The sequence below is a fragment of the Streptomyces sp. LaPpAH-108 genome (genome assembly GCF_000373625.1).
Taxonomy (GTDB): Bacteria; Actinomycetota; Actinomycetes; order Streptomycetales; family Streptomycetaceae; genus Streptomyces.
The window spans coordinates 132,629-152,093 of the sequence record NZ_KB891996.1 but is presented as its reverse complement, the minus strand read 5'-3'; the positions used below and the strand labels follow the sequence as shown (position 1 = coordinate 152,093).

General features: G+C 72.3%; 16 protein-coding genes. 13 read left to right on the top strand and 3 right to left on the bottom strand.

The window, feature by feature from the left end; translation table 11 throughout:
* The first annotated feature begins 89 nt into the window (after window positions 1-89).
* From rsmI to B079_RS0122875, 6 genes are all read left to right on the top strand, one after another.
* Window positions 90-938, top strand: a complete 849-nt coding sequence (rsmI, locus tag B079_RS0122900) for a 16S rRNA (cytidine(1402)-2'-O)-methyltransferase (protein WP_018548178.1) — start codon at window positions 90-92, stop codon at window positions 936-938.
* Window positions 939-1,185: 247 nt separating this feature from the next.
* Window positions 1,186-1,569: a hypothetical protein gene (locus B079_RS0122895; protein WP_018548177.1), complete on the top strand. Its 384-nt coding sequence runs from the start codon at window positions 1,186-1,188 to the stop codon at window positions 1,567-1,569.
* Between the two features lie 25 nt (window positions 1,570-1,594).
* Window positions 1,595-2,488 carry a TatD family hydrolase gene (locus B079_RS0122890; RefSeq protein WP_018548176.1) on the top strand — a complete coding sequence of 298 codons (894 nt, stop codon included), beginning with the start codon at window positions 1,595-1,597 and terminating at the stop codon, window positions 2,486-2,488.
* A gap of 116 nt (window positions 2,489-2,604) precedes the next feature.
* Window positions 2,605-4,011: a resuscitation-promoting factor gene (locus B079_RS36360; RefSeq protein WP_018548175.1), complete on the top strand. Its 1,407-nt coding sequence runs from the start codon at window positions 2,605-2,607 to the stop codon at window positions 4,009-4,011.
* Between the two features lie 140 nt (window positions 4,012-4,151).
* Window positions 4,152-5,021: a 16S rRNA (adenine(1518)-N(6)/adenine(1519)-N(6))-dimethyltransferase RsmA gene (rsmA, locus tag B079_RS0122880; RefSeq protein ID WP_018548174.1), complete on the top strand. Its 870-nt coding sequence runs from the start codon at window positions 4,152-4,154 to the stop codon at window positions 5,019-5,021.
* Window positions 5,018-5,911: a 4-(cytidine 5'-diphospho)-2-C-methyl-D-erythritol kinase gene (locus B079_RS0122875; protein WP_018548173.1), complete on the top strand. Its 894-nt coding sequence runs from the start codon at window positions 5,018-5,020 to the stop codon at window positions 5,909-5,911. Before rsmA ends, B079_RS0122875 begins: the two co-directional genes overlap by 4 nt.
* A gap of 5 nt (window positions 5,912-5,916) precedes the next feature.
* Here B079_RS0122875 and B079_RS0122870 read toward each other — a convergent pair whose 3' ends face one another.
* Window positions 5,917-6,522 carry a Uma2 family endonuclease gene (locus B079_RS0122870; protein WP_106432365.1) on the bottom strand — a complete coding sequence of 202 codons (606 nt, stop codon included), beginning with the start codon at window positions 6,520-6,522 and terminating at the stop codon, window positions 5,917-5,919.
* Window positions 6,523-6,668: 146 nt separating this feature from the next.
* Between B079_RS0122870 and B079_RS0122865 the strand changes: the two genes are divergently transcribed.
* The 4 genes from B079_RS0122865 (at window position 6,669) to B079_RS0122850 (ending at window position 13,937) form a co-directional block, all read left to right on the top strand.
* The gene (locus B079_RS0122865; RefSeq protein WP_018548171.1) at window positions 6,669-8,474 is read left to right on the top strand and encodes an ABC-F family ATP-binding cassette domain-containing protein; all 1,806 of its coding nucleotides are present in this window, start codon (window positions 6,669-6,671) and stop codon (window positions 8,472-8,474) included.
* 184 nt (window positions 8,475-8,658) lie between these two features.
* Window positions 8,659-10,497, top strand: coding sequence for a PQQ-binding-like beta-propeller repeat protein (locus tag B079_RS0122860; protein WP_018548170.1), 1,839 nt, complete (start codon window positions 8,659-8,661; stop codon window positions 10,495-10,497).
* 628 nt (window positions 10,498-11,125) lie between these two features.
* A complete protein-coding gene (locus tag B079_RS32590; protein WP_051095273.1) occupies window positions 11,126-13,048 on the top strand; it encodes a PQQ-binding-like beta-propeller repeat protein in 1,923 nt (640 codons plus the stop codon).
* A 193-nt stretch (window positions 13,049-13,241) separates the two neighbouring features.
* Window positions 13,242-13,937 carry a response regulator transcription factor gene (locus B079_RS0122850; RefSeq protein WP_018548168.1) on the top strand — a complete coding sequence of 232 codons (696 nt, stop codon included), beginning with the start codon at window positions 13,242-13,244 and terminating at the stop codon, window positions 13,935-13,937.
* A gap of 34 nt (window positions 13,938-13,971) precedes the next feature.
* Here the strand turns inward: B079_RS0122850 and B079_RS0122845 are convergent, their stop codons facing one another.
* Both B079_RS0122845 and B079_RS0122840 read right to left on the bottom strand, forming a co-directional pair.
* Window positions 13,972-14,310: a hypothetical protein gene (locus B079_RS0122845; protein ID WP_018548167.1), complete on the bottom strand. Its 339-nt coding sequence runs from the start codon at window positions 14,308-14,310 to the stop codon at window positions 13,972-13,974.
* Window positions 14,311-14,331: 21 nt separating this feature from the next.
* Window positions 14,332-16,044 (bottom strand): sodium:solute symporter family protein, encoded by a 1,713-nt coding sequence (locus B079_RS0122840; RefSeq protein WP_018548166.1) that lies wholly within the window; start codon window positions 16,042-16,044, stop codon window positions 14,332-14,334.
* 195 nt (window positions 16,045-16,239) lie between these two features.
* Here B079_RS0122840 and galT point away from each other — a divergent pair, with 195 nt between their 5' ends.
* The 3 genes from galT to galK are packed head-to-tail and all read left to right on the top strand — an operon-like array spanning window position 16,240 to window position 19,456.
* On the top strand, window positions 16,240-17,343 hold the full coding sequence (gene galT / locus B079_RS0122835) for a galactose-1-phosphate uridylyltransferase (protein ID WP_018548165.1): 1,104 nt from the start codon (window positions 16,240-16,242) through the stop codon (window positions 17,341-17,343).
* Window positions 17,340-18,302 (top strand): UDP-glucose 4-epimerase GalE, encoded by a 963-nt coding sequence (gene galE / locus B079_RS0122830; protein WP_018548164.1) that lies wholly within the window; start codon window positions 17,340-17,342, stop codon window positions 18,300-18,302. The genes galT and galE overlap by 4 nt, the downstream gene beginning before the upstream one ends.
* A complete protein-coding gene (gene galK / locus B079_RS0122825) occupies window positions 18,302-19,456 on the top strand; it encodes a galactokinase (protein WP_018548163.1) in 1,155 nt (384 codons plus the stop codon). Before galE ends, galK begins: the two co-directional genes overlap by 1 nt.
* Window positions 19,457-19,465: the final 9 nt, after the last annotated feature.

Below are 19,465 nucleotides of genomic sequence, written 5' to 3'. Positions count from 1 at the left end.
AACGCGCTGTGTGAGTCCCGTGCATGTGCGGTATCGATGGGGACGCGATCGTTTTCCGTCCGCCCCGGGGGCCCTGGGAGGATGGGGGCGTGACTGGAACCCTTGTCCTCGCAGGTACACCCATCGGCGACGTCGCGGACGCCCCGCCCCGGCTGGCCGAGGAGCTGGCGGGCGCCGACGTGATCGCCGCCGAGGACACGCGCCGGATGCGCCGCCTCACCCAGGCCCTCGGGGTGACACCGCGCGGGCGCGTCGTGTCGTACTTCGAGGGCAACGAGTCGGCGCGCACCCCCGAGCTGGTGGAGGAGCTGCTGGGCGGGGCGCGGGTGCTGCTCGTCACGGACGCGGGGATGCCCTCGGTCTCCGACCCCGGGTACCGGCTGGTCGCGGCGGCCGTCGAGAAGGACGTCAAGGTCACCGCGGTGCCCGGACCCTCCGCCGTCCTCACCGCGCTCGCCCTGTCCGGGCTGCCGGTCGACCGCTTCTGCTTCGAGGGCTTCCTGCCGCGCAAGGCGGGCGAACGCCTCTCCCGGCTCCGCGAGGTCGAGGGCGAGCGCCGCACCCTCGTCTACTTCGAGGCCCCGCACCGCCTGGACGACACCCTCGCCGCGATGGCCGAGGTCTTCGGCCCCGAGCGCCGCGCCGCCGTCTGCCGCGAGCTGACCAAGACGTACGAGGAGGTCAAGCGCGGGGGCCTGGCCGACCTCGCCGCCTGGGCCGCCGACGGGGTGCGCGGCGAGATCACCGTCGTCGTCGAAGGCGCCCCCGAACCCGGCCCCGAGGACCTGGACGCCACCGAACTCGTCCGCCGCGTCCGCGTCCGCGAGGACGCCGGCGAACGCCGCAAGGAAGCCATCGCCGCCGTCGCCGCCGAGGCGGGACTGCCGAAGCGGGTGGTGTTCGACGCGGTGGTGGCGTCGAAGAAGACGGCGGGCTGAAGTCACGGGCTGAAGTCACGGGCCGAGGCGTACCGCTGCTCTCCGGTGCGCCGGAGGTGCGCCCCATGCGGGGGCAAAAGGGGCGGGGCGCAGGCAAAGGGCCGCCCCTGGAGGAGGGGCGTTTCGGCAAGGGCGGGCCAAAACGGGTCCAATACTCGACAGGACGGATGCGCTCGCTCACCGTCCGGCGTCCACTGGTCGAAGGGACCACCTCGTCCCTCGCCTCCGGCGCACAAGAGGAGCGGGCATGAGCGAGATCGCAGGGCCGGTCGGCCTCCGGGAGACGGCCACCGCCGTTGTTCACGAGTCGTATTCCTTCGCCTGCATGAGCTGCGGGCACGGCTGGGAGCAGTCGTACGAGATAGCGCACCACACCGACACCGAGGGCCACGAGTGCGTCCGGTACGTGGCGGACGGGCGGGTCGTGCCGTCCCCGCTGAGCCGACCCGCCTGCCAGAACTGCGACGGCCACGTGGTGCGGATCATGCGCGCCGGGCAGGTGTCCTCGGTGCGTGCCTGCGCCCAGCCCAGGTCGCACGCCGTACGACCCGTCGCCGCGCCGCCGCAGGCCGAGCCGCACCACTGGCACCTCTCCGACCTGCTGCATCCCTTCCAGCGCCGGGCGAGCTGAGCGCGGGCTTCCGTAGGATCGGCACATGCCTTCGAACGCCGGTCCCGCCCAGGACGACAAGCACGCGGCCCCGCCGCTCCCGGCACCCCTGGCGGTGCCCGTGGCCGACTCGCACACCCACCTCGACATGCAGTCCGGCACCGTCGAGGAGGGCCTGGCGAAGGCCGCGTCCGTGGGGGTGACGACCGTCGTCCAGGTCGGCTGCGACCTCGCGGGCTCCCGCTGGGCCGCCGAGACGGCCGCCGCGTACGACAGCGTCCACGCGGCCGTCGCCCTTCACCCGAACGAGGCGCCGCGCATCGTCCACGGCGATCCCGACGGCTGGTCCCGGCAGGGGGCCCGTACGCCGGGTGGTGACGCGGCGCTGGACGACGCCCTCGCCGAGATCGACCGCCTCGCCGCGCTTCCGCAGGTCAAGGGCGTGGGCGAGACCGGGCTCGACTATTTCCGCACCGGCCCCGAGGGCAAGGAGGCGCAGGAACGCTCCTTCCGCGCCCACATCGAGATCGCCAAGCGGCACGGCAAGGCCCTCGTCATCCACGACCGCGACGCCCACGCCGACGTCCTGCGCGTCCTCAAGGAGGAGGGCGCCCCCGAGCGCACCGTCTTCCACTGCTACTCCGGCGACGCCGACATGGCCGGGATCTGCGCCCGCGAGGGCTACTACCTGTCCTTCGCGGGCAATGTCACCTTCAAGAACGCCCAGAATCTGCGCGACGCGCTCGCCGTGGCCCCGCCGGAACTGGTCCTGGTCGAGACCGACGCGCCCTTCCTGACCCCGGCGCCGTACCGGGGCCGCCCCAACGCGCCGTATCTGATCCCGGTCACCGTGCGCGCCATGGCCGCCGTACGCGGCACCGACGAGGACACCCTCGCCACCGCGCTCGCCGCGAACACGGCGCGCGCCTTCGGGTACTGAGCGCCCGTTCGAGGCGCGACGGACCGTAGTCGCGTCGCTTTGGAGAGTGACGCCCGCTCCGCTAGGTTCTGGGGGCCCGAACCGGACCCCTCTGGCCCCCTGGAGCGTGTGTCGGCGTGACCAAGTCGCAGTACGAGACGTACGGCCCCGTGGGACCGCACGGCACCCACGGGACCGTCGCGCCCACGGTGCCCGACTCCGGCGCCCCGCACAGCGCGCGGACCCTGCCGTACGACCTGCCGGGCGGCCCGGACACCTACCGGCCCGCCTACGAGGCCGAGGCGTACCTCGCCACCGAGCCCGCGCTGCCGGTGCCACGACCGGCACCGGACGTGTACGACGTACCGGCGACGGCGACGGCGACGGTGGCCGAGGGCGGACGCGCCGCGCGCCGCCGGGCCCGGTCCCGCTCGTGGTCCGGCGAGCGCCCCGAGTCCGCCGTGCGCAGGCTCGTCCCGCAGGCCCTCGTCGTCGCCTTCCTCGCGGGCGGCACCAGCGCGTTCGTCGCCGAGGACAAGTCCGTCGAGCTGACCGTGGACGGCGGCCACCGCACCCTGCACACCTTCGCCGACGACGTCACCGACCTGCTCCGGGAGGAGGGCGTCCGGCTCGGCCGCCACGACGTGGTCGCGCCCGCCCCCGGCACCCCGCTGACCGACGGCGACGAGATCACCGTCCGCCACGGCCGCCCCCTCCGGCTCACCATCGACGGCGAGCGGCGCACGGTGTGGACGACCGCCGACACCGTGGAGGAGGCGCTCCGGCAGTTCGGGGTGCGGGCGGAGGGCGCCTACCTCTCCGTCTCGCGCTCCCAGCCCATCGGGCGGGCCGGGCTCCGCTTCGACGTGCGCACCGAGCGCACCGTCACCCTCGTCGCGGACGGCCGCAGCCGCACCGTCCGCACCAACGCCGCCACCGTCCGGGAGGCGCTGGACCAGGCCGGGATCACCCTGCACGGCGAGGACACCACCTCCGTGCCCGCCACGAGCTTCCCGCGCGACGGGCAGACCGTCACCGTGCTGCGCGTGACCGGCACCCGCGAGGTCCGCGAGGAACCGATCGCGTACACCGTCGAGCGCACCGAGGACCCGAGCCTCTTCCAGGGCACCGAGGTGGTCGACCGGCAGGGCAGCCCGGGGCTGCGCCGGGTCACCTATCTGGTGCGCACCGTCAACGGCGTACGGCAGCGCCCGCGCCTGGAGGGCTCCGAGGTGGTGCGCGAGCCGCGCCGGGGGAAGGTCCGCTACGGCACCCGGCAGCGCCCCGCCTCCGTGGGCGGCGCCGACCACCTGAACTGGCACGCCCTCGCCGTCTGCGAGTCCGGCGGGCGCCCCGACGCCGTCGACCCCTCGGGCACCTACGGCGGCCTCTACCAGTTCGACACCCCCACCTGGCGCAGCCTCGGCGGCCAGGGCCGCCCGCAGGACGCCCCGGCCGAGGAGCAGACCTACCGTGCGAAGAAGCTCTATCTGCGGCACGGGACGAGTCCGTGGCCGCATTGCGGAGGGCGGCTGCGGGGGTGAGCGGGGGCGCGGGCCGGGCGCTCTTCGCGCCCGTACGGAGCGGCAACCGGGCACTCTCGGACCGTCCCCGCGACCGCCGTACGGCCCCGCCGCGCCGTCCGCCGGGCGGGAGGCCCGCCGCCGCCCCGTACCCTTGTTCCGTGAGTAGCCCCACCCCCGACGCCCTGCTCGGACCCGCCGACATCCGCGAACTGGCGGCCGTGCTCGGCGTGCGGCCCACCAAGCAGCGCGGTCAGAACTTCGTGATCGACGCCAACACGGTCCGCCGCATCGTCCGCACCGCCGGGGTACGCCCCGACGACGTGGTGGTCGAGGTGGGGCCGGGTCTCGGCTCCCTCACCCTCGCCCTGCTGGAGGCCGCCGACCGGGTCACCGCCGTCGAGATCGACGACGTGCTCGCCGCCGCGCTGCCCGCGACCATCGCCGCCCGGATGCCCGAGCGCGCCGACCGGTTCGCGCTGGTCCACTCCGACGCGATGCTCGTCGACGAGCTGCCGGGCCCGCCGCCCACGACGCTGGTCGCGAACCTGCCCTACAACGTCGCCGTCCCCGTGCTGCTGCACATGCTCGCCACCTTCCCGAGCATCGAGCGCACCCTGGTGATGGTCCAGTCCGAGGTCGCCGACCGGCTCGCCGCCGCGCCCGGCTCCAAGGTGTACGGCGTGCCCTCGGTGAAGGCCAACTGGTACGCCGAGGTCAAGCGGGCCGGTGCCATCGGGCGCAACGTCTTCTGGCCCGCGCCGAACGTCGACAGCGGCCTGGTCTCCCTGGTCCGCCGCACCGAGCCGGTCAGGACCACCGCCACCAGGGAGCAGGTCTTCGCGGTCGTGGACGCGGCCTTCGCGCAGCGCCGCAAGACCCTGCGCGCCGCGCTCTCCGGCTGGGCCGGTTCGGCCGCCGCGGCCGAGGCGGCCCTCGTCGCGGCCGGGGTGTCCCCGCAGGCGCGCGGCGAGTCGCTGACGGTGGAGGAGTTCGCGCGGATCGCGGAGCACAAGGGGGCGGGCGCGTGAGCGTCACGGTACGGGTACCGGCCAAGGTCAACGTCCAGCTCGCGGTCGGCGCCGCCCGGCCCGACGGCTTCCACGACCTCGCCAACGTCTTCCTCGCGGTCGGCCTCTACGACGAGGTGACCGTGACCCCGGCCGACGAACTCCGGATCACCTGCGAGGGCCCGGACGCCGCGTCCGTCCCGCTGGACCGCACCAACCTGGCCGCCCGCGCGGCCCTCGCCCTCGCCGAGCGCCGGGGCATCGACCCCGCCGTGCACCTCCACATCGTCAAGGACATCCCGGTCGCCGGTGGCATGGCGGGCGGCAGCGCGGACGGCGCGGGCGCGCTGGTCGCCTGCGACGCGCTGTGGCGTACGGGGGCGTCCCTGCCGGAACTCCTGGACATCTGCGCCGAGCTGGGCAGCGACGTGCCCTTCAGCCTGGTCGGCGGCGCCGCCCTCGGCCTCGGGCGCGGCGAACGCCTCACCCCGCTCGACATCGGCGGCGGCTTCCACTGGGTCTTCGCGATGGCGGAGCGCGGCCTGTCCACCCCGGCGGTCTTCCGCGAGTTCGACCGCCTGGCCGAGGGCCGCGACATCCCCGAGCCGGTCGCCTCCCCGGACCTCCTGGACGCCCTCGCCAAGGGCGACCCGGACGCCCTGGCGGCCACCCTCTCGAACGACCTCCAGCCCGCCGCGCTCTCCCTCTACCCGGAACTCTCCGACACCCTGGCGGCAGGCCGTGACGCGGGCGCCCTCGCCACCCTGGTCTCCGGCTCGGGCCCCACGACGGCCTTCCTGACCCGGGACGCGGAGTCGGCGGCGAAGGTCGCGGAAGCCCTGCTGGCCTCCGGCACGTGCCGGACGGTACGGGTGGCTTCCGGGCCTGCGCCGGGGGCGTTGGTGATCTGAGCCGGTCAGCGCCGTCCGATCGCGGTCAGGTCGATGCCGATCGGGTAGGGCTTGTCGACCTTGAGGTTGTCCCGGTGCAGGCCCATGTGCACGTAGGACTTGGTGAGCGGGTCGATCTCGTACACATGGACGAGGGGGTTGCCGGTGGGTCCGTCCTGCTCGACACGCCAGAAGGCCGGGATACCCGCGGCGGCGTACTTCTGCGGTTTGGTCGTACGGTCGCGGGAACCGGACTCGGGGGAGACGACCTCCACGGCGAGCAGGACGTCCCGAGCCTGAAATCGGGTCTGGTCCAGCCCGGTCACCGCGTCGGCACGGACCACACATACATCGGGTTCAGGGCCGTTGCGGTCGTCGAGGACGACGGCCATCTCCCGTTCGACGCTGAACTCCGGGGGGAGAGCCGCGTGCAGCCCGTTGAACAGCAGATCGATCGCAAGGTAATGAAAACGACGCTGCGGACTCACGAAAACCAGGCTCCCGTCGATCAGCTCTGTGTGCGGCGGGAGATCGGGCAGCGTGAACAGGTCGTCCACGGTGTAGCCGTCCTGCGGCGGCACCGGCCACTGGACGCGGTGCTCGACGGACTCGGCGGTCATGGTTCCTCCCATGAACGGGATCCTGCTGCCTCCCCACCACGGTAGCCGCCGAATCCCGATCACGTCATCACAAAGGGTGACCGGCCCCTCGCGCCCCGCCCTCACCCCCGCAGGCCCTACGCTTGAAGGCTGATCCGCCCCGCGCGCACAGGAGTGAAATGGCCGTCAACCTGGTCAATGTCGAGAACGTCAGCAAGGTCTACGGCACGCGTGCCCTGCTGGACGGTGTCTCGCTCGGTGTGTCGGAGGGGGACCGGATCGGGGTCGTCGGGCGGAACGGGGACGGGAAGACCACGCTGATCCGGATGCTCGCGCGGCTGGAGGAGGCCGACAGCGGGCGGGTGACGCACTCCGGGGGGCTGCGGCTCGGGGTGCTGACGCAGCACGACTCGCTCGACCCGGAGGCCACCGTCCGGCACGAGGTCATCGGGGACATGGCCGACCACGAGTGGGCGGGCAACGCCAAGGTCAGGGACGTGCTGACCGGGCTGTTCGGCGGGCTCGACCTGCCGGGGTTCCCCAAGGGGCTCGACACGGTCATCGGTCCGCTCTCCGGTGGTGAGCGGCGCCGTATCGCGCTGGCGAAGCTGCTCATCGAGGAGCAGGACCTCATCGTCCTGGACGAGCCCACCAACCACCTGGACGTCGAGGGCATCTCCTGGCTCGCCCGGCATCTGCGCGAGCGCCGCTCGGCGCTGGTGTGCGTGACCCACGACCGGTGGTTCCTGGACCAGGTCTGCACCCGCATGTGGGACGTGCAGCGCGGCGACGTGTACGAGTACGAGGGCGGCTACTCCGACTACGTCTTCGCCCGTGCCGAGCGCGAGCGCATCGCCGCCACCGAGGAGGCCAAGCGGCAGAACCTGGTCAGGAAGGAGCTGGCCTGGCTGCGACGCGGTGCCCCGGCCCGTACGTCCAAGCCCCGTTTCCGCGTCGAGGCCGCCAACGAGCTGATCAAGGACGTGCCGCCGCCCCGCGACACCAGCGAGCTGATGAAGTTCGCCTCCTCGCGGCTCGGCAAGACCGTCTTCGACCTGGAGAACGTCTCCATCGAGGCCGGTCCCAAGCTGCTGCTCCAGCACGTCACCTGGCAGCTCGGCCCCGGCGACCGCATCGGCCTGGTCGGCGTCAACGGCGCGGGCAAGACCTCCCTGCTGCGCGCCATGGCCCAGGCCGCCCGCACCGAGGGCGAGGCCCAGCCCGCCGCCGGACGCATCGCGGTCGGCAGGACCGTCAAGCTCGCCTACCTCTCCCAGGAGGTCGCCGAACTCGACCCCGCCACCCGGGTGCTGGAGGCCGTGCAGCAGGTGCGCGAGCGCGTCGACCTCGGCAAGGGCCGCGAGATGACGGCGGGCCAGCTGTGCGAGACGTTCGGCTTCAGCAAGGAGAAGCAGTGGACGCCGGTCGGCGACCTCTCCGGCGGTGAGCGCCGCCGCCTCCAGCTGCTGCGCCTCCTCATGGACGAGCCCAACGTCCTCTTCCTGGACGAGCCCACCAACGACCTCGACATCGAGACCCTGAACCAGCTGGAGGACGTCCTCGACGGCTGGCCGGGCTCGATGATCGTCATCTCCCACGACCGCTTCTTCGTCGAGCGCACCACCGACAAGGTGTACGCCCTCCTCGGCGACGGCACGCTGCGGATGCTGCCGCGCGGCATCGACGAGTACCTGGAGCGACGCCAGCGGATGGAGGAGGCGGTGGCCGTGTCCGCCCCCGCCCCGAAGAGCGCCGCCGCCCCCGAGCGCAGCGCCGCCGACCAGCGCGCCGCGAAGAAGGAACTCCAGAAGATCGAGCGCCAGTTGGACAAGATCTCCGAGAAGGAGGCCAAGCTCCACGCGGCCATCGCGGAGAACGCCACCGACTTCGGCAAGGTGGCCGAACTCGACGCCCAGCTCCGGGGTCTTGCCGACGAGCGCGAGGAACTGGAGATGCGCTGGCTGGAGTTGGCCGAGGACGCGTAACGGAGGCATCACGGGCCGGTCCTCCCTTGGGAACGCTTGGGAGGACCGGCTCTCGTGCGCTCCTGTGCTGTCGGCGGCGGGTGATAGAAAAGAGCCGTTCGGGGGAGCGCGTGTCCGGCTTGCGGTCGGCCGCCCGCCTCGGAGCACTTGGCTAAAAATCAGTGGACGAGGGGGAGCAGCGCTGATGACTCAGCCACCCGGTCAGCCGCCGCAGGGCGGATTCGGAGCACCGCAGGACCAGCCGCCGCAGGGCCAGCCGCCCCAGCCGCAGCCACCGCAGGGGCAGCCGCCGCAGAGCCCGCCGCCGCACCCCGGCTTCGGCGCCCCGCAGAACCCGCCGCCGCCCCCGGCCCAGCCACCGCACGCTCAGCCGCCGAACACCCCGCCGCAGCAGCCCGGTTACGGCTTCCCGCAGCAGCCCGGCCCCTACGCCCAGCCCGGCCCGTACGGGCAGCAGCCGGGCCCCTACGGGTATCCGCCCCAGCCCGGCGGCGCCGCCCCCTACGGCCCGCCCCCCGGTGGCCCCTACGCCCAGCAGCCCGGCCCCTGCGGGTACCCCCAGCAGCCGTACCCCGGCGCCCCCGGCACCCCGCCGGGCTCCGGCGGCAACGGCAAGAAGACGGCCATCATCGCGGGCGCCGTCGCCGCCGCCCTGCTCCTCGTCGGCGGCACCGTCTACGCCGTGACCTCCGGCGACTCCGGCGGCAAGAAGCCCGTCGCGCACCAGAGCGACGACCCCAAGCCGACCGTCACCGCCCCGGTCGACCCGGGTGACGGCAGCGGCGACGGCGGCTCCGACACCGACGACCTCAACGCGGGCCGCAAGCCCGGCGAGGCGAAGGTCCTCTGGTACAAGACCGCCCCCGACGCCCCGGGTTCGGGCGCGGACGCCCCCGGCATGTGGATCACCGGCAGTACGGCGGTGAAAGCCGCGTACAAGCAGGTCTTCGCCTACCGCGTGGCCGACGGCACCCCCGCCTGGGCCCCGATCACCTTCCCGCAGAAGATCTGCGCGGTCACCCCGGACCCGGCCGACGGCAAGATCGTCGTCGGGTACATGAACGGCGTCAGCGACCGCGCCAAGTGCAACCAGCTCCAGCAGATCGACCTCGGCACCGGCAAGAAGGGCTGGCACCGGGAGGTCCCCGAGGGCGGCCTGTTCGACAGCGCGCTGAACGTGCAGCTCATCACCAGCGGCAACACCCTGCTGGTGGGGCGCTCCCAGTCGGGCGTCGCGTTCGACATCCGCACCGGGCGCACGATGTACGAGTCCAAGAAGTACGGCGAGGACTGCTTTCCCGCCGGTTTCACGGGCGGCGGCGGACGGCTGATCCAGGTCGCCTCCTGCGGCACGGGCGGCAGCAACGAGCACGACGAGGTACGCCAGCTCGACGCGGCCACCGGCAAGGTGAAGTGGACGCAGAAGATCAAGAAGGGCTGGCGGGTCCAGCACGCGTACTCGGTGAACCCGCTGGTGATCTACCTCGTCAACGACGACAAGAAGGCGTGGAACATCTCCACCCTCACCGACAGCGGGACGTTCCGCTCCGAGGTGAAGGTGGACGAGAAGTTCACCACCAGCTGCGGGTGGGCGGTGCTCAGCCGGGCGCTCCAGGGCTGCCAGGGGGCCGTCGTCGCCGACGACACGCTCTTCCTGCCCACCAGCAAGACCACCGGGCCCAACGAGGTCGTCGCCGTCAGCCTCGCCACCGGCAAGGAGAAATGGCGCGTCAAGTCGCCCACGGACGAGTCGATGACCCCGATCAAGGCGGAGGGCGGCAAGCTCGTCGCCTATGTGCACGCGTCGTACGACACGGGGGGCCGGGTCGTCGCGATCCCGCTCTCCGGGTCCTCGCACAAGCCGGGCACGCTGCTGCGGAACCCCTCCTCGACCGCGGAGATCGAGGACACCTTCTTCAGCAGCTCGATCGCCTGGGCCGACGGCCGGTTCTATCTCTCCTCGAACCGGCTGACCGGCAACGACGACGACAAAGAAAAGCTGATGATGGCCTTCGGCAAGTGACCCAGGCCCCGCGTCCCCACCTCGAGGTATCCACCCCATGACCCAGCCACCCCCCAACGACCCCGAGCGGGGCACCTCCGGTGAGGCGCAGCAGGCTCCGGCACCGGAGGAGCCCGCCACGGCCCCACCGCGCCCGGCCGACTCCGCCGCACCCGAGCCCCGCGTGACGGCCACGCCGGACGAACTCCCGGCGGCTGCGCCCCGGCAGGACGCCTCCGGCGCGGCAGCCGCCCCCGGGGGCGCCCCGCAGCCGCCCCCGGCCGACCGTCCCGCACCCCAGGACCCGCCGACCACCCAACTGGCCCCCGTTCCGCCGACGGACAGCCCCGAAGCGCCCCGGACCCAGCCTCCGGCCGCGCAGCCGGACGGCAACTCCGGTGCGCCGCAGGGCGGTTCCAGGGCATCCCTGAGCAAGGAGCCCGAGGCCCAGGACCCGCCGACCACGCTGCTGAAGCCGGTCCCGCCGACGGACGCGCCTGCGACCCCGGCCGCCGCGTCCGCCAACTCCGGTGCGGACGCGGCCGGTTCGCAGACGTCCCCGGACGCGCGGCCCGGCACCCAGGACCCGCCGACCACCCAACTCGCCCCGGTCCCGCAGTCGGGCGGCTTCGGCCCGCCCCAGGACCAGCTGCCCACCGCACCCGCGCCGGCGCCCGGGCCCGGGCAGCAGCCGCCCGCCGCTGCCCCGCAGCCCGGTGGCTACGGCGCGCCCCAGCCCCCGGCCGCCACTCCGCAGCCGGGCTTCGGCGCGCCCCAGGGCCAGCCGCCCGCCACCCCGTCGCAGCCCAGCGGCGGCTACGGCGCCCCGCAGCCCGGTTTCGGCGCCCCGCAGGGCCAGCCCCCCGCCGCCCCCCAGCCCGGCGGATACGGCGCACCCCCCGCCCAGCCCCCCGGAGGGTTCGGCGCCGCTCCGCACGGCAGCCACACCGCCGGGTACGCCTATCCGCAGCCGTACCCCCACCCGGCCCCGCAGCCCCAGCCGCACCCCGCCGCCCCGCCCCAGCCCCCCTACGGGTACCCCCAGGGCCCGCCCCCGCCCGGCGGTTACGCCTACCCGGGGCAGCCGCAGCAGCCCTACGGGTACCCGTACGGGCAGCACCCCACCGCCCCCTACCCCGCGCCGAAGGCGTCCGGACAGCGGACCGTGGTGTACATCGTCGTGGCCGCGGTGGTCGCCATCGCGCTGATCGCCGGGCTCGGGTTCTGGTACGCCAACGCGGGCGGCGGCGACGGCAAGCGGGACACCGCGCACTCGTCCGGCGGGACCGGCGGGAAGAACGGCTCCGGCGCGGCGGGCGGCGGCAAGGAGAAGGTCCCCGCCGACCCCTCCTCGAAGCTGCTGTTCCAGGTGCCGCTGCCGGAGACCAAGAACACCGTCGTCACGGCGGGTTCCTGGGCGACGGACACGGTGTACGCCAAGTCGGGCGTCGCTCAGATCACCGGGTACGACCCGGCCGACGGCACCCGCAAATGGACGCTCAAGCTGCCCGGGCCGGTCTGCTCGGCGAGCAGGCAGCTCACCGACGACGGCCGCACGGCGATCGTCTTCCAGCCGAAGATGAACGACCCGAGGGCGGGCTGCAGCCAGCTCGCGGCCGTCGACCTCACCAAGGGCACCCGGCTGTGGACGAAGACCGTGGGAGAGGGCGACTTCCCCGTCACCTTCGACAACGTCACCGTCTCCGGCCGTACCGTCGCCGCGGGCAGCAACGAGGGCGGCGCCGCGTTCGACATCGACTCCGGCAAGCCGCTCTGGCAGCCCAAGCCCTCCGACGGCTGCTACGACGCCGGGTACGGCGGCGGCCCCAAGCTCGTCGCGGTCCGCAAGTGCGGCGGCTACGACAACCCGACGCTGCACATCCAGACCATCGACCCCACGTCGGGCAAGGTGATCTCCGAGTACAAGATGGCCCCCGGCATCGAGTACGCCTCCGTGGTCTCCAGCGACCCCCTGGTCGTCGCCGCGGACGTGGGCCACAGCGCGGGCGACGGCAGCGGCATCTCGGACTACTTCTCCATCGACAACAAGACCGGCAAGCTGCTCACCCGCATCTCCGCCCCCGGGGACACCTACGGCGGCAAGTGCGACAGCATCACCCGGGTCGAGGACTGCCGGGGCGTCGTCGCGGGCAACGGCAAGCTGTACGTGCCCACCGAGGAGCACGACGGCACGAGCGACAAGTACAGCAAGACCAACGAGATCGTCGCCTTCGACCTGACCACCGGCAAGCAGACCGGCCAGCGCGCCCCGGCGGGCAACGGCTACACGCTCTACCCGCTGCGCATGGACGGCACCAACCTGCTCGCCTACAACCACCCGCCGTACGACAAGGGCGGCCAGGTCCTCAGCATCGACGGCACCTCCTTCAAGGCGACCAGGCTGCTGGAGAACCCGGCCACCCGGGACGTGCACCAGATGGAGGCGACGATGCCCGCCGAGTACGCGGAACTCCGGTTCGCGGGCGGCCGTTTGTACATGTCCGCGGTCTACGCGCACAAGGTGTCCTACGGCAAGGAGTACCTGGTGCTCGCCTTCGGCACGGACGGCTGAGCGCAGCCCGCCCCGCCCCGAGTGCCCCGGATTTCATCGGTCCGGGGCACTTCTCCGCATAGTGGCGGCGCGACGTCGAACAAGCGTGTAACTTCCGGGACATGGGGGACGAGGCGCCGGGGGGCCCTCTGTCCCCGGGGACCGGTGGGCGTCCATAGTGGGGCATCCACCGGGGGACTGGGGGGTTTGCAGTATGGGAGTGCGGCTGATGGTCGTCGACGACCACCGCCTGCTCGCGGAGGCGCTGGCCTCCGCGCTCAAGCTGCGCGGGCACCGGGTGCTCGCGGCGGCGGCACCGGCGGCGGGCGCGGCCGAGCTGGTGATCACACGGGCACCCGAGGTGTGCCTGCTCGGTACGGCGGCACCCGCCGAACCGGGCGTCTTCGACCCGGTGGTGCGGATCAAGCGGGAGCGCCCGCAGGTGGCCGTGGTGGTCCTCGGGCCCGTGCCGTCCCCGCGCGGCATCGCGGCGGCCTTCGCGGCCGGTGCCTCGGGGTACGTCCGGCACGACGAGCGCATCGAGGGCGTCGAGCGGGCCATCATGAAGGCGCGGGCGGGCGAGGCGGCCGTGGCCCCGCAGCTGCTCCAGGGCGCCTTCGCGGAGCTGCTGAATCCCGCCGCCCAGCCCGACGACGAGGGCCAGCGGCTGCTGCGGCTGCTCACCCCGCGCGAGGTGGAGGTGCTGGTCCGGGTGGCGGACGGCGAGGACACGCGCCGTATCGCGGCGGGCATGGGGATAGCGCCCAGCACCGCCCGTACCCATGTGCAGCGCGTCCTGATGAAGCTCGGTGTCGGCTCCCGCCTGGAGGCCGCCGCCCTGGCCGCCCGCACCGGCCTCCTGGACAGAGCGGGCCCCCTGCCGCACACGACGACGGGGCCGGAGCTGTGACGCACAGCTCCGGCCCCGCACGGTGCCCGGTTCACTAGTGGGCGGGGTCCTCCTCGGCCGCGCCCTCCGTGGGGAGCGGGGGCGGGGTCGGGCGGAGCTTGAGCCAGGCCAGGAAGAAGACGCCGAGGATCAGCATGCCGATGCCGGTCCACAGGTTGATGTTGACGCCCTCGGCCTTGTCGATCGCGGCCTGGGAGTCGGTGATCCCGGCGATGGTGACGATGACGCCGTAGACGACGAACAGGCCGCCGATGATGCGCCGCAGGTCGAAGATGCGGGCCGCGGTGGCGGACTTGCCCTCCAGCTCGGTGACCTCGCGCTGGACGTCGTGCTCGGTCGCGCCGTGCTCGGGGCGGGGGGATTCTTCGGTCATGGTTTCCTCATCCTCCCGCGATCAGAACGAGAACGGGATGTAGCAGGCGGCGGCCAGGACGACGGCGCCCCAGCCGAGCAGGGCGGGCTTGCGGTACCAGGCGTCGTCACCCTCGGCCGGTGCCTCGGACATGCCCGGCGACTTGGTGCCGTAGACCAGGCCCTGGAGTTCGTCGGCCGGCTTGGCCTTGGTGAACAGCGACACCGCGACCATCACGACCGCGCCCGCGACGAAGCCCGCGATGGCGGAGACGAAGTTGGCGCCCTGGTCGGAGGGGATCGAGATGATGCCCTGCTTGTAGAACACGAAGTAGTTGACCATCGCGGTCGCGGTGCCCGCGAGCAGGCCCCAGAAGCCGGACTTGGCCGAGGCGCGCTTCCAGAACATGCCGACGATGAAGACCACGAACATCGGGACGTTGAAGAAGGAGAACAGCGTCTGGAGGTAGCTCATGATGTTCGAGAACGAGGACGCCAGGAACGCCGTGCCGACGGAGGCGCAGACACCGATGACGGTGATCAGACGGCCGAAGCGGACGTAGTAGCCGTCCTCCTGGCCGGGCTTGACGTAGCGCGCCCAGATGTCGGTGGTGAACACCGTGTTGAACGACGACACGTTGGCCGCCATGCCCGCCATGAACGCCGCGAGCAGACCGGTGACCGCGATGCCGAGCACGCCGTTGGGCAGCAGCTCCTGCATCAGATAGGGGATCGCGTCGTTGTACTGGAGCCCGGAACCGGCGGTGCCGATCTTGGGGACCAGGGCGGCGGCGACCAGGCCCGGGATCATCACCAGGAAGACGATGAAGATCTTCGGGTACGCGGCGATCAGCGGGGTGCGCTGGCCCGCGGAGAGGTTCTTCGCGGACAGGGCGCGCTGCACCTCGGCGAAGTTGGTGGTCCAGTAGCCGAAGGACAGCACGAAGCCGAGGCCGAGGACGATGGTCAGCCAGTTCGCGCCGAGCGGGTTGGCGCTGCCGATGCCGGTGCCGCCCCACGCGGTGGTGAAGTTCGCCCCGTGCGTCGCGTCCAGCTTGTGGGTCAGGCCGTCCCAGCCGCCGACCTTCTTCAGGCCGAGGAAGGTGATCGGGATGAGGGCGGCCAGGATCACGAAGAACTGGAGCACTTCGTTGTAGATCGCCGAGGAGAGACCGCCGAGCGTGATGTACGCGAGCACGAAGGCGCCCGCGACCACGATCGCCACCCACTGCGGCCAGCCGAGCAGCGCCTCGACCACGATCGCGAGGGCGTACAGGTTGACGCCCGCGATCAGGATCGCCGCGAACGCGAACAGGATCGAGCTGAGCAGATGGGCGGCCTTGTCGAAGCGCAGCAGCAGGAACTCGGGGACCGAGCGGACCTTGCTGCCGTAGTAGAAGGGCATCATCACGAGGCCCAGGAAGACCATCGCGGGGATGGCGCCGATCCAGTACCAGTGCACCGTGTACGCGCCGTACTGCGCGCTGTTGGCCGCCATGCCCAGGATCTCGGTGGCCGCCAGGTTCGCCGAGATGAAGGCGAGGCCGGTGATCCAGGCGGGCAGCGAGCGTCCGGAGAGGAAGAAGTCCAGGCTGGTCTTCACCGAGCGGCGGGCCGCGAAGCCGATGCCGAGGACGACGACGAAGTAGATGGCCAGGATCGTGTAATCGAGCCAGTTGGTGGGGAGCCGTAGCTCCGCGGCCAGGTAGGTGTGGCCCGCCGCCAGAGGCGCGGGGCCGGTCGGGGACGTCTGCATGAGAACTCGCTTCGTTGCGCGAACTGATCCAGAGCGGAACCTACGCCGCGGCCTTCAGTATTTGAACAGTTCTGTTGGTGTTCTTTGTTTGATTGTGATCGTACGCTCCGTTGTCGAGTTGTGGTTTGTTATGTTTGATTGTGTTGAGTGATTGGGTGAGGACGCCCTGCGGGGTGGTCGATCAAGGAGTCCGGCGTGAAGAAGACCCCGACGCGGCTGGCCGACGGGCGTGAGCTGATCTACTACGACCTGCGCGACGACACGGTGCGCGACGCGGTGGACCGGCGCCCGCTTGAGCCCACGGTCACCCGCTCCGAGGTCCGCCGCGACCCGCTGCTCGGCGACTCGGTCGCCATCGCCTCCCACCGCCAGGGCCGCACCTACCACCCCCCGGCCGACGAGTGCCCGCTGTGCCCGAGCCGGGGTGAGCGGCTGAGCGAGATCCCCGACTCCTCCTACGACGTGGTGGTCTTCGAGAACCGCTTCCCCTCGCTCGCCGGGGACTCCGGGCGCTGCGAGGTCGTCTGCTTCACCTCCGACCACACCGCGTCCTTCGCCGACCTCACCGGGGAACAGGCCCGGCTGGTCCTCGACGCGTGGACCGACCGCACCGCCGAACTCTCCCAACTGCCCTCCGTGCGACAGGTGTTCTGCTTCGAGAACCGGGGCGCCGAGATCGGGGTGACCCTCGGTCATCCCCACGGGCAGATCTACGCCTACCCGTTCACCACGCCCCGCACCGCGCTGATGCTCCGCTCGCTCGCCGCGCACAAGGCGGAGAGCGGCGGGGAGAACCTTTTCGACGCCGTCCTCGCGCGGGAACTCGCCGGTGAGCGGGTCGTCCTGGAGAGTGAACACTGGGCGGCCTTCGTGCCGTACGCCGCGCACTGGCCGTACGAGGTCCATCTGTATCCCAAGCGCCGGGTGCCCGATCTGCTCGCGCTCGACGAGGCCGCGCGCACAGAGTTTCCCCAGGTCTATCTGGAACTCTTGAAGCGCTTCGACCGGATCTTCGGGCGGGAGGGAGAGGAGGGCGCCGTGCGCGAGGGCGCGAGCGAGGCTGTGAGCGAGCCCCCGACGCCGTACATCGCCGCCTGGCACCAGGCGCCGTTCGGCGACACGGGTGTCCCCGGCGCGCAGCGCGAGGACTTCGCGCTGCACCTGGAGCTTTTCACCATCCGACGCACTTCCGGCAAGCTGAAGTTTCTCGCGGGTTCCGAGTCCGGCATGAACGTATTCATCAACGACGTGCCGCCGGAGCGCGCGGCCGAGCGACTGCGAGAGGTAGCGAGTTCATGAAGTACCTGGTGACGGGTGGCGCGGGTTACGTCGGCAGCGTGGTGGCCCAGCATCTGCTGGAGGCGGGACACGAGGTCACCGTCCTCGACAACCTCTCCACCGGCTTCCGCGCGGGCGTCCCCGAGGGGGCGACCTTCGTCGAGGGCGACATCCGCGACGCCGCCAAGTGGCTCGACCCCTCCTTCGACGGCGTGCTGCACTTCGCCGCGTTCTCGCAGGTCGGCGAGTCGGTCGTGAAGCCCGAGAAGTACTGGGAGAACAACGTCGGCGGCACCATGGCGCTGCTCGCCGCGATGCGCGAGGCGGGCGTGCGCCGCCTGGTCTTCTCCTCCACCGCCGCCACCTACGGCGAGCCGGAGGAGGTCCCGATCCGGGAGTCCGCGCCGACGAAGCCCACCAACCCCTACGGCGCCTCCAAGCTCGCCGTCGACCACATGATCACCGGTGAGGCGGCGGCGCACGGCCTCGCGGCGGTCTCGCTGCGCTACTTCAACGTGGCGGGCGCGTACGGCAGTCACGGCGAGCGGCACGACCCCGAGTCCCACCTCATCCCGCTCGTCCTCCAGGTCGCCCAGGGCCGCCGCGACGCCATCTCGGTCTACGGCGACGACTACCCGACCCCGGACGGCACCTGCGTGCGCGACTACATCCACGTCGCCGACCTCGCCGAGGCCCACCTCCTCGCGCTCGACGCCGCGCAGCCCGGCGAGCACCTGATCTGCAACCTCGGCAACGGCAACGGCTTCTCCGTCCGCGAGGTCATCGAGACCGTCCGCGAGGTCACCGGGCACCCGGTCCCCGAGATCACCGCCCCGCGCCGGGCGGGCGATCCGGCGGTCCTGGTGGCGTCGGCGGAGACGGCACGCGCCACACTGGGCTGGAACCCTTCCCGCGCGGACCTCGCCGGGATCATCGCGGACGCCTGGCAGTTCGCGCGTCGGACGCACAAGGAGCAGTAGTGGGCGCAGAGTCGGTCCGGGAACGCTTCGCCGAGCTGTACGGAGCCGCACCGGAGGGGGTGTGGGCGGCGCCGGGCCGGGTCAACCTGATCGGCGAACACACCGACTACAACGACGGCTTCGTGATGCCGTTCGCACTTCCCCACCAGGTGACGGCGGCGGTCTCGCGCCGCACGGACGGGGTGCTGCGGCTGCACTCGGCGGACGTCGAGGGCGGGCCCGTGGAGCTGGCTCTGGACGCTCTGGAGCCGGGCTCGGACCACGACTGGACGGCGTACCCGGCGGGCGTGGTCTGGGCGTTGCGCGAGGCGGGTTGTCCGGTCACGGGAGCCGATGTCCATCTGTCCTCCACGGTGCCGACCGGCGCGGGCCTGTCCTCCTCCGCGGCCCTGGAGATCGTCGTCGCCCTCGCCCTGAACGACCTCCACGAACTCGGCCTTCCCCGCTGGCGGTTGGCCCGCCTGTGCCAGCGCGCGGAGAACGTCTACGTCGGCGCCCCCACCGGCATCATGGACCAGACCGCCTCCGCCTGCTGCGAGGAGGGCCACGCCCTCTTCCTCGACACCCGCGACCTCTCCCAGCGCCAGATCCCCTTCGACCTCGCCGCCGAGGGCCTGCGCCTCCTGGTCATCGACACCCAGGTCAAGCACGCCCACAGCAGCGGTGAATACGGCAAGCGCCGCGCGGGCTGCGAGAAGGGCGCGGCCCTGCTGGGCGTGGACGCGCTGCGGGACGTGCCGTACTCCGGCCTCGACCGGGCCCTGGCCGACCTCGGGGACGAGGAGGAGGTCCGCCGCCTGGTCCGCCATGTCGTCACGGAGGACCACCGGGTGGAACGCGTGGTGACCCTGCTCGAGTCGGGCGACGTCCGCGCCATCGGCCCCCTCCTCACCGAGGGCCACGCCTCCCTCCGCGACGACTTCCGCATCTCCTGCCCGGAGCTGGACCTGGCCGTCGACACGTCTTTGTCGGCGGGAGCCCTCGGCGCCCGCATGACCGGCGGCGGCTTCGGCGGCTCGGCGATCGCCCTGACAGAAGCCTCCGCGGTCGACACCCTCACCAAGGCGATCAAGGAGGCCTTCGCACACGCCGGCTACCGGGCCCCACGCATCTTCGAGGCGGTGCCTTCCCCGGGCGCCCGCCGCCTGGCCTGAGCCCTCAGC

What these genes read in the sequence shown, in the direction of transcription:
- B079_RS0122895 (WP_018548177.1), top strand. Translation starts at nt 1,186, where the DNA reads ATGAGCGAGATCGCAGGGCCGGTCGGCCTCCGGGAGACGGCCACCGCC.
- B079_RS0122890 (WP_018548176.1), top strand. Translation starts at nt 1,595, where the DNA reads ATGCCTTCGAACGCCGGTCCCGCCCAGGACGACAAGCACGCGGCCCCG.
- B079_RS0122870 (WP_106432365.1), bottom strand. Translation starts at nt 6,522, where the DNA reads ATGGGAGGAACCATGACCGCCGAGTCCGTCGAGCACCGCGTCCAGTGG.
- B079_RS0122865 (WP_018548171.1), top strand. Translation starts at nt 6,669, where the DNA reads ATGGCCGTCAACCTGGTCAATGTCGAGAACGTCAGCAAGGTCTACGGC.
- B079_RS0122860 (WP_018548170.1), top strand. Translation starts at nt 8,659, where the DNA reads ATGACTCAGCCACCCGGTCAGCCGCCGCAGGGCGGATTCGGAGCACCG.
- B079_RS0122850 (WP_018548168.1), top strand. Translation starts at nt 13,242, where the DNA reads ATGGGAGTGCGGCTGATGGTCGTCGACGACCACCGCCTGCTCGCGGAG.
- B079_RS0122845 (WP_018548167.1), bottom strand. Translation starts at nt 14,310, where the DNA reads ATGACCGAAGAATCCCCCCGCCCCGAGCACGGCGCGACCGAGCACGAC.
- B079_RS0122840 (WP_018548166.1), bottom strand. Translation starts at nt 16,044, where the DNA reads ATGCAGACGTCCCCGACCGGCCCCGCGCCTCTGGCGGCGGGCCACACC.
- galE (WP_018548164.1), top strand. Translation starts at nt 17,340, where the DNA reads ATGAAGTACCTGGTGACGGGTGGCGCGGGTTACGTCGGCAGCGTGGTG.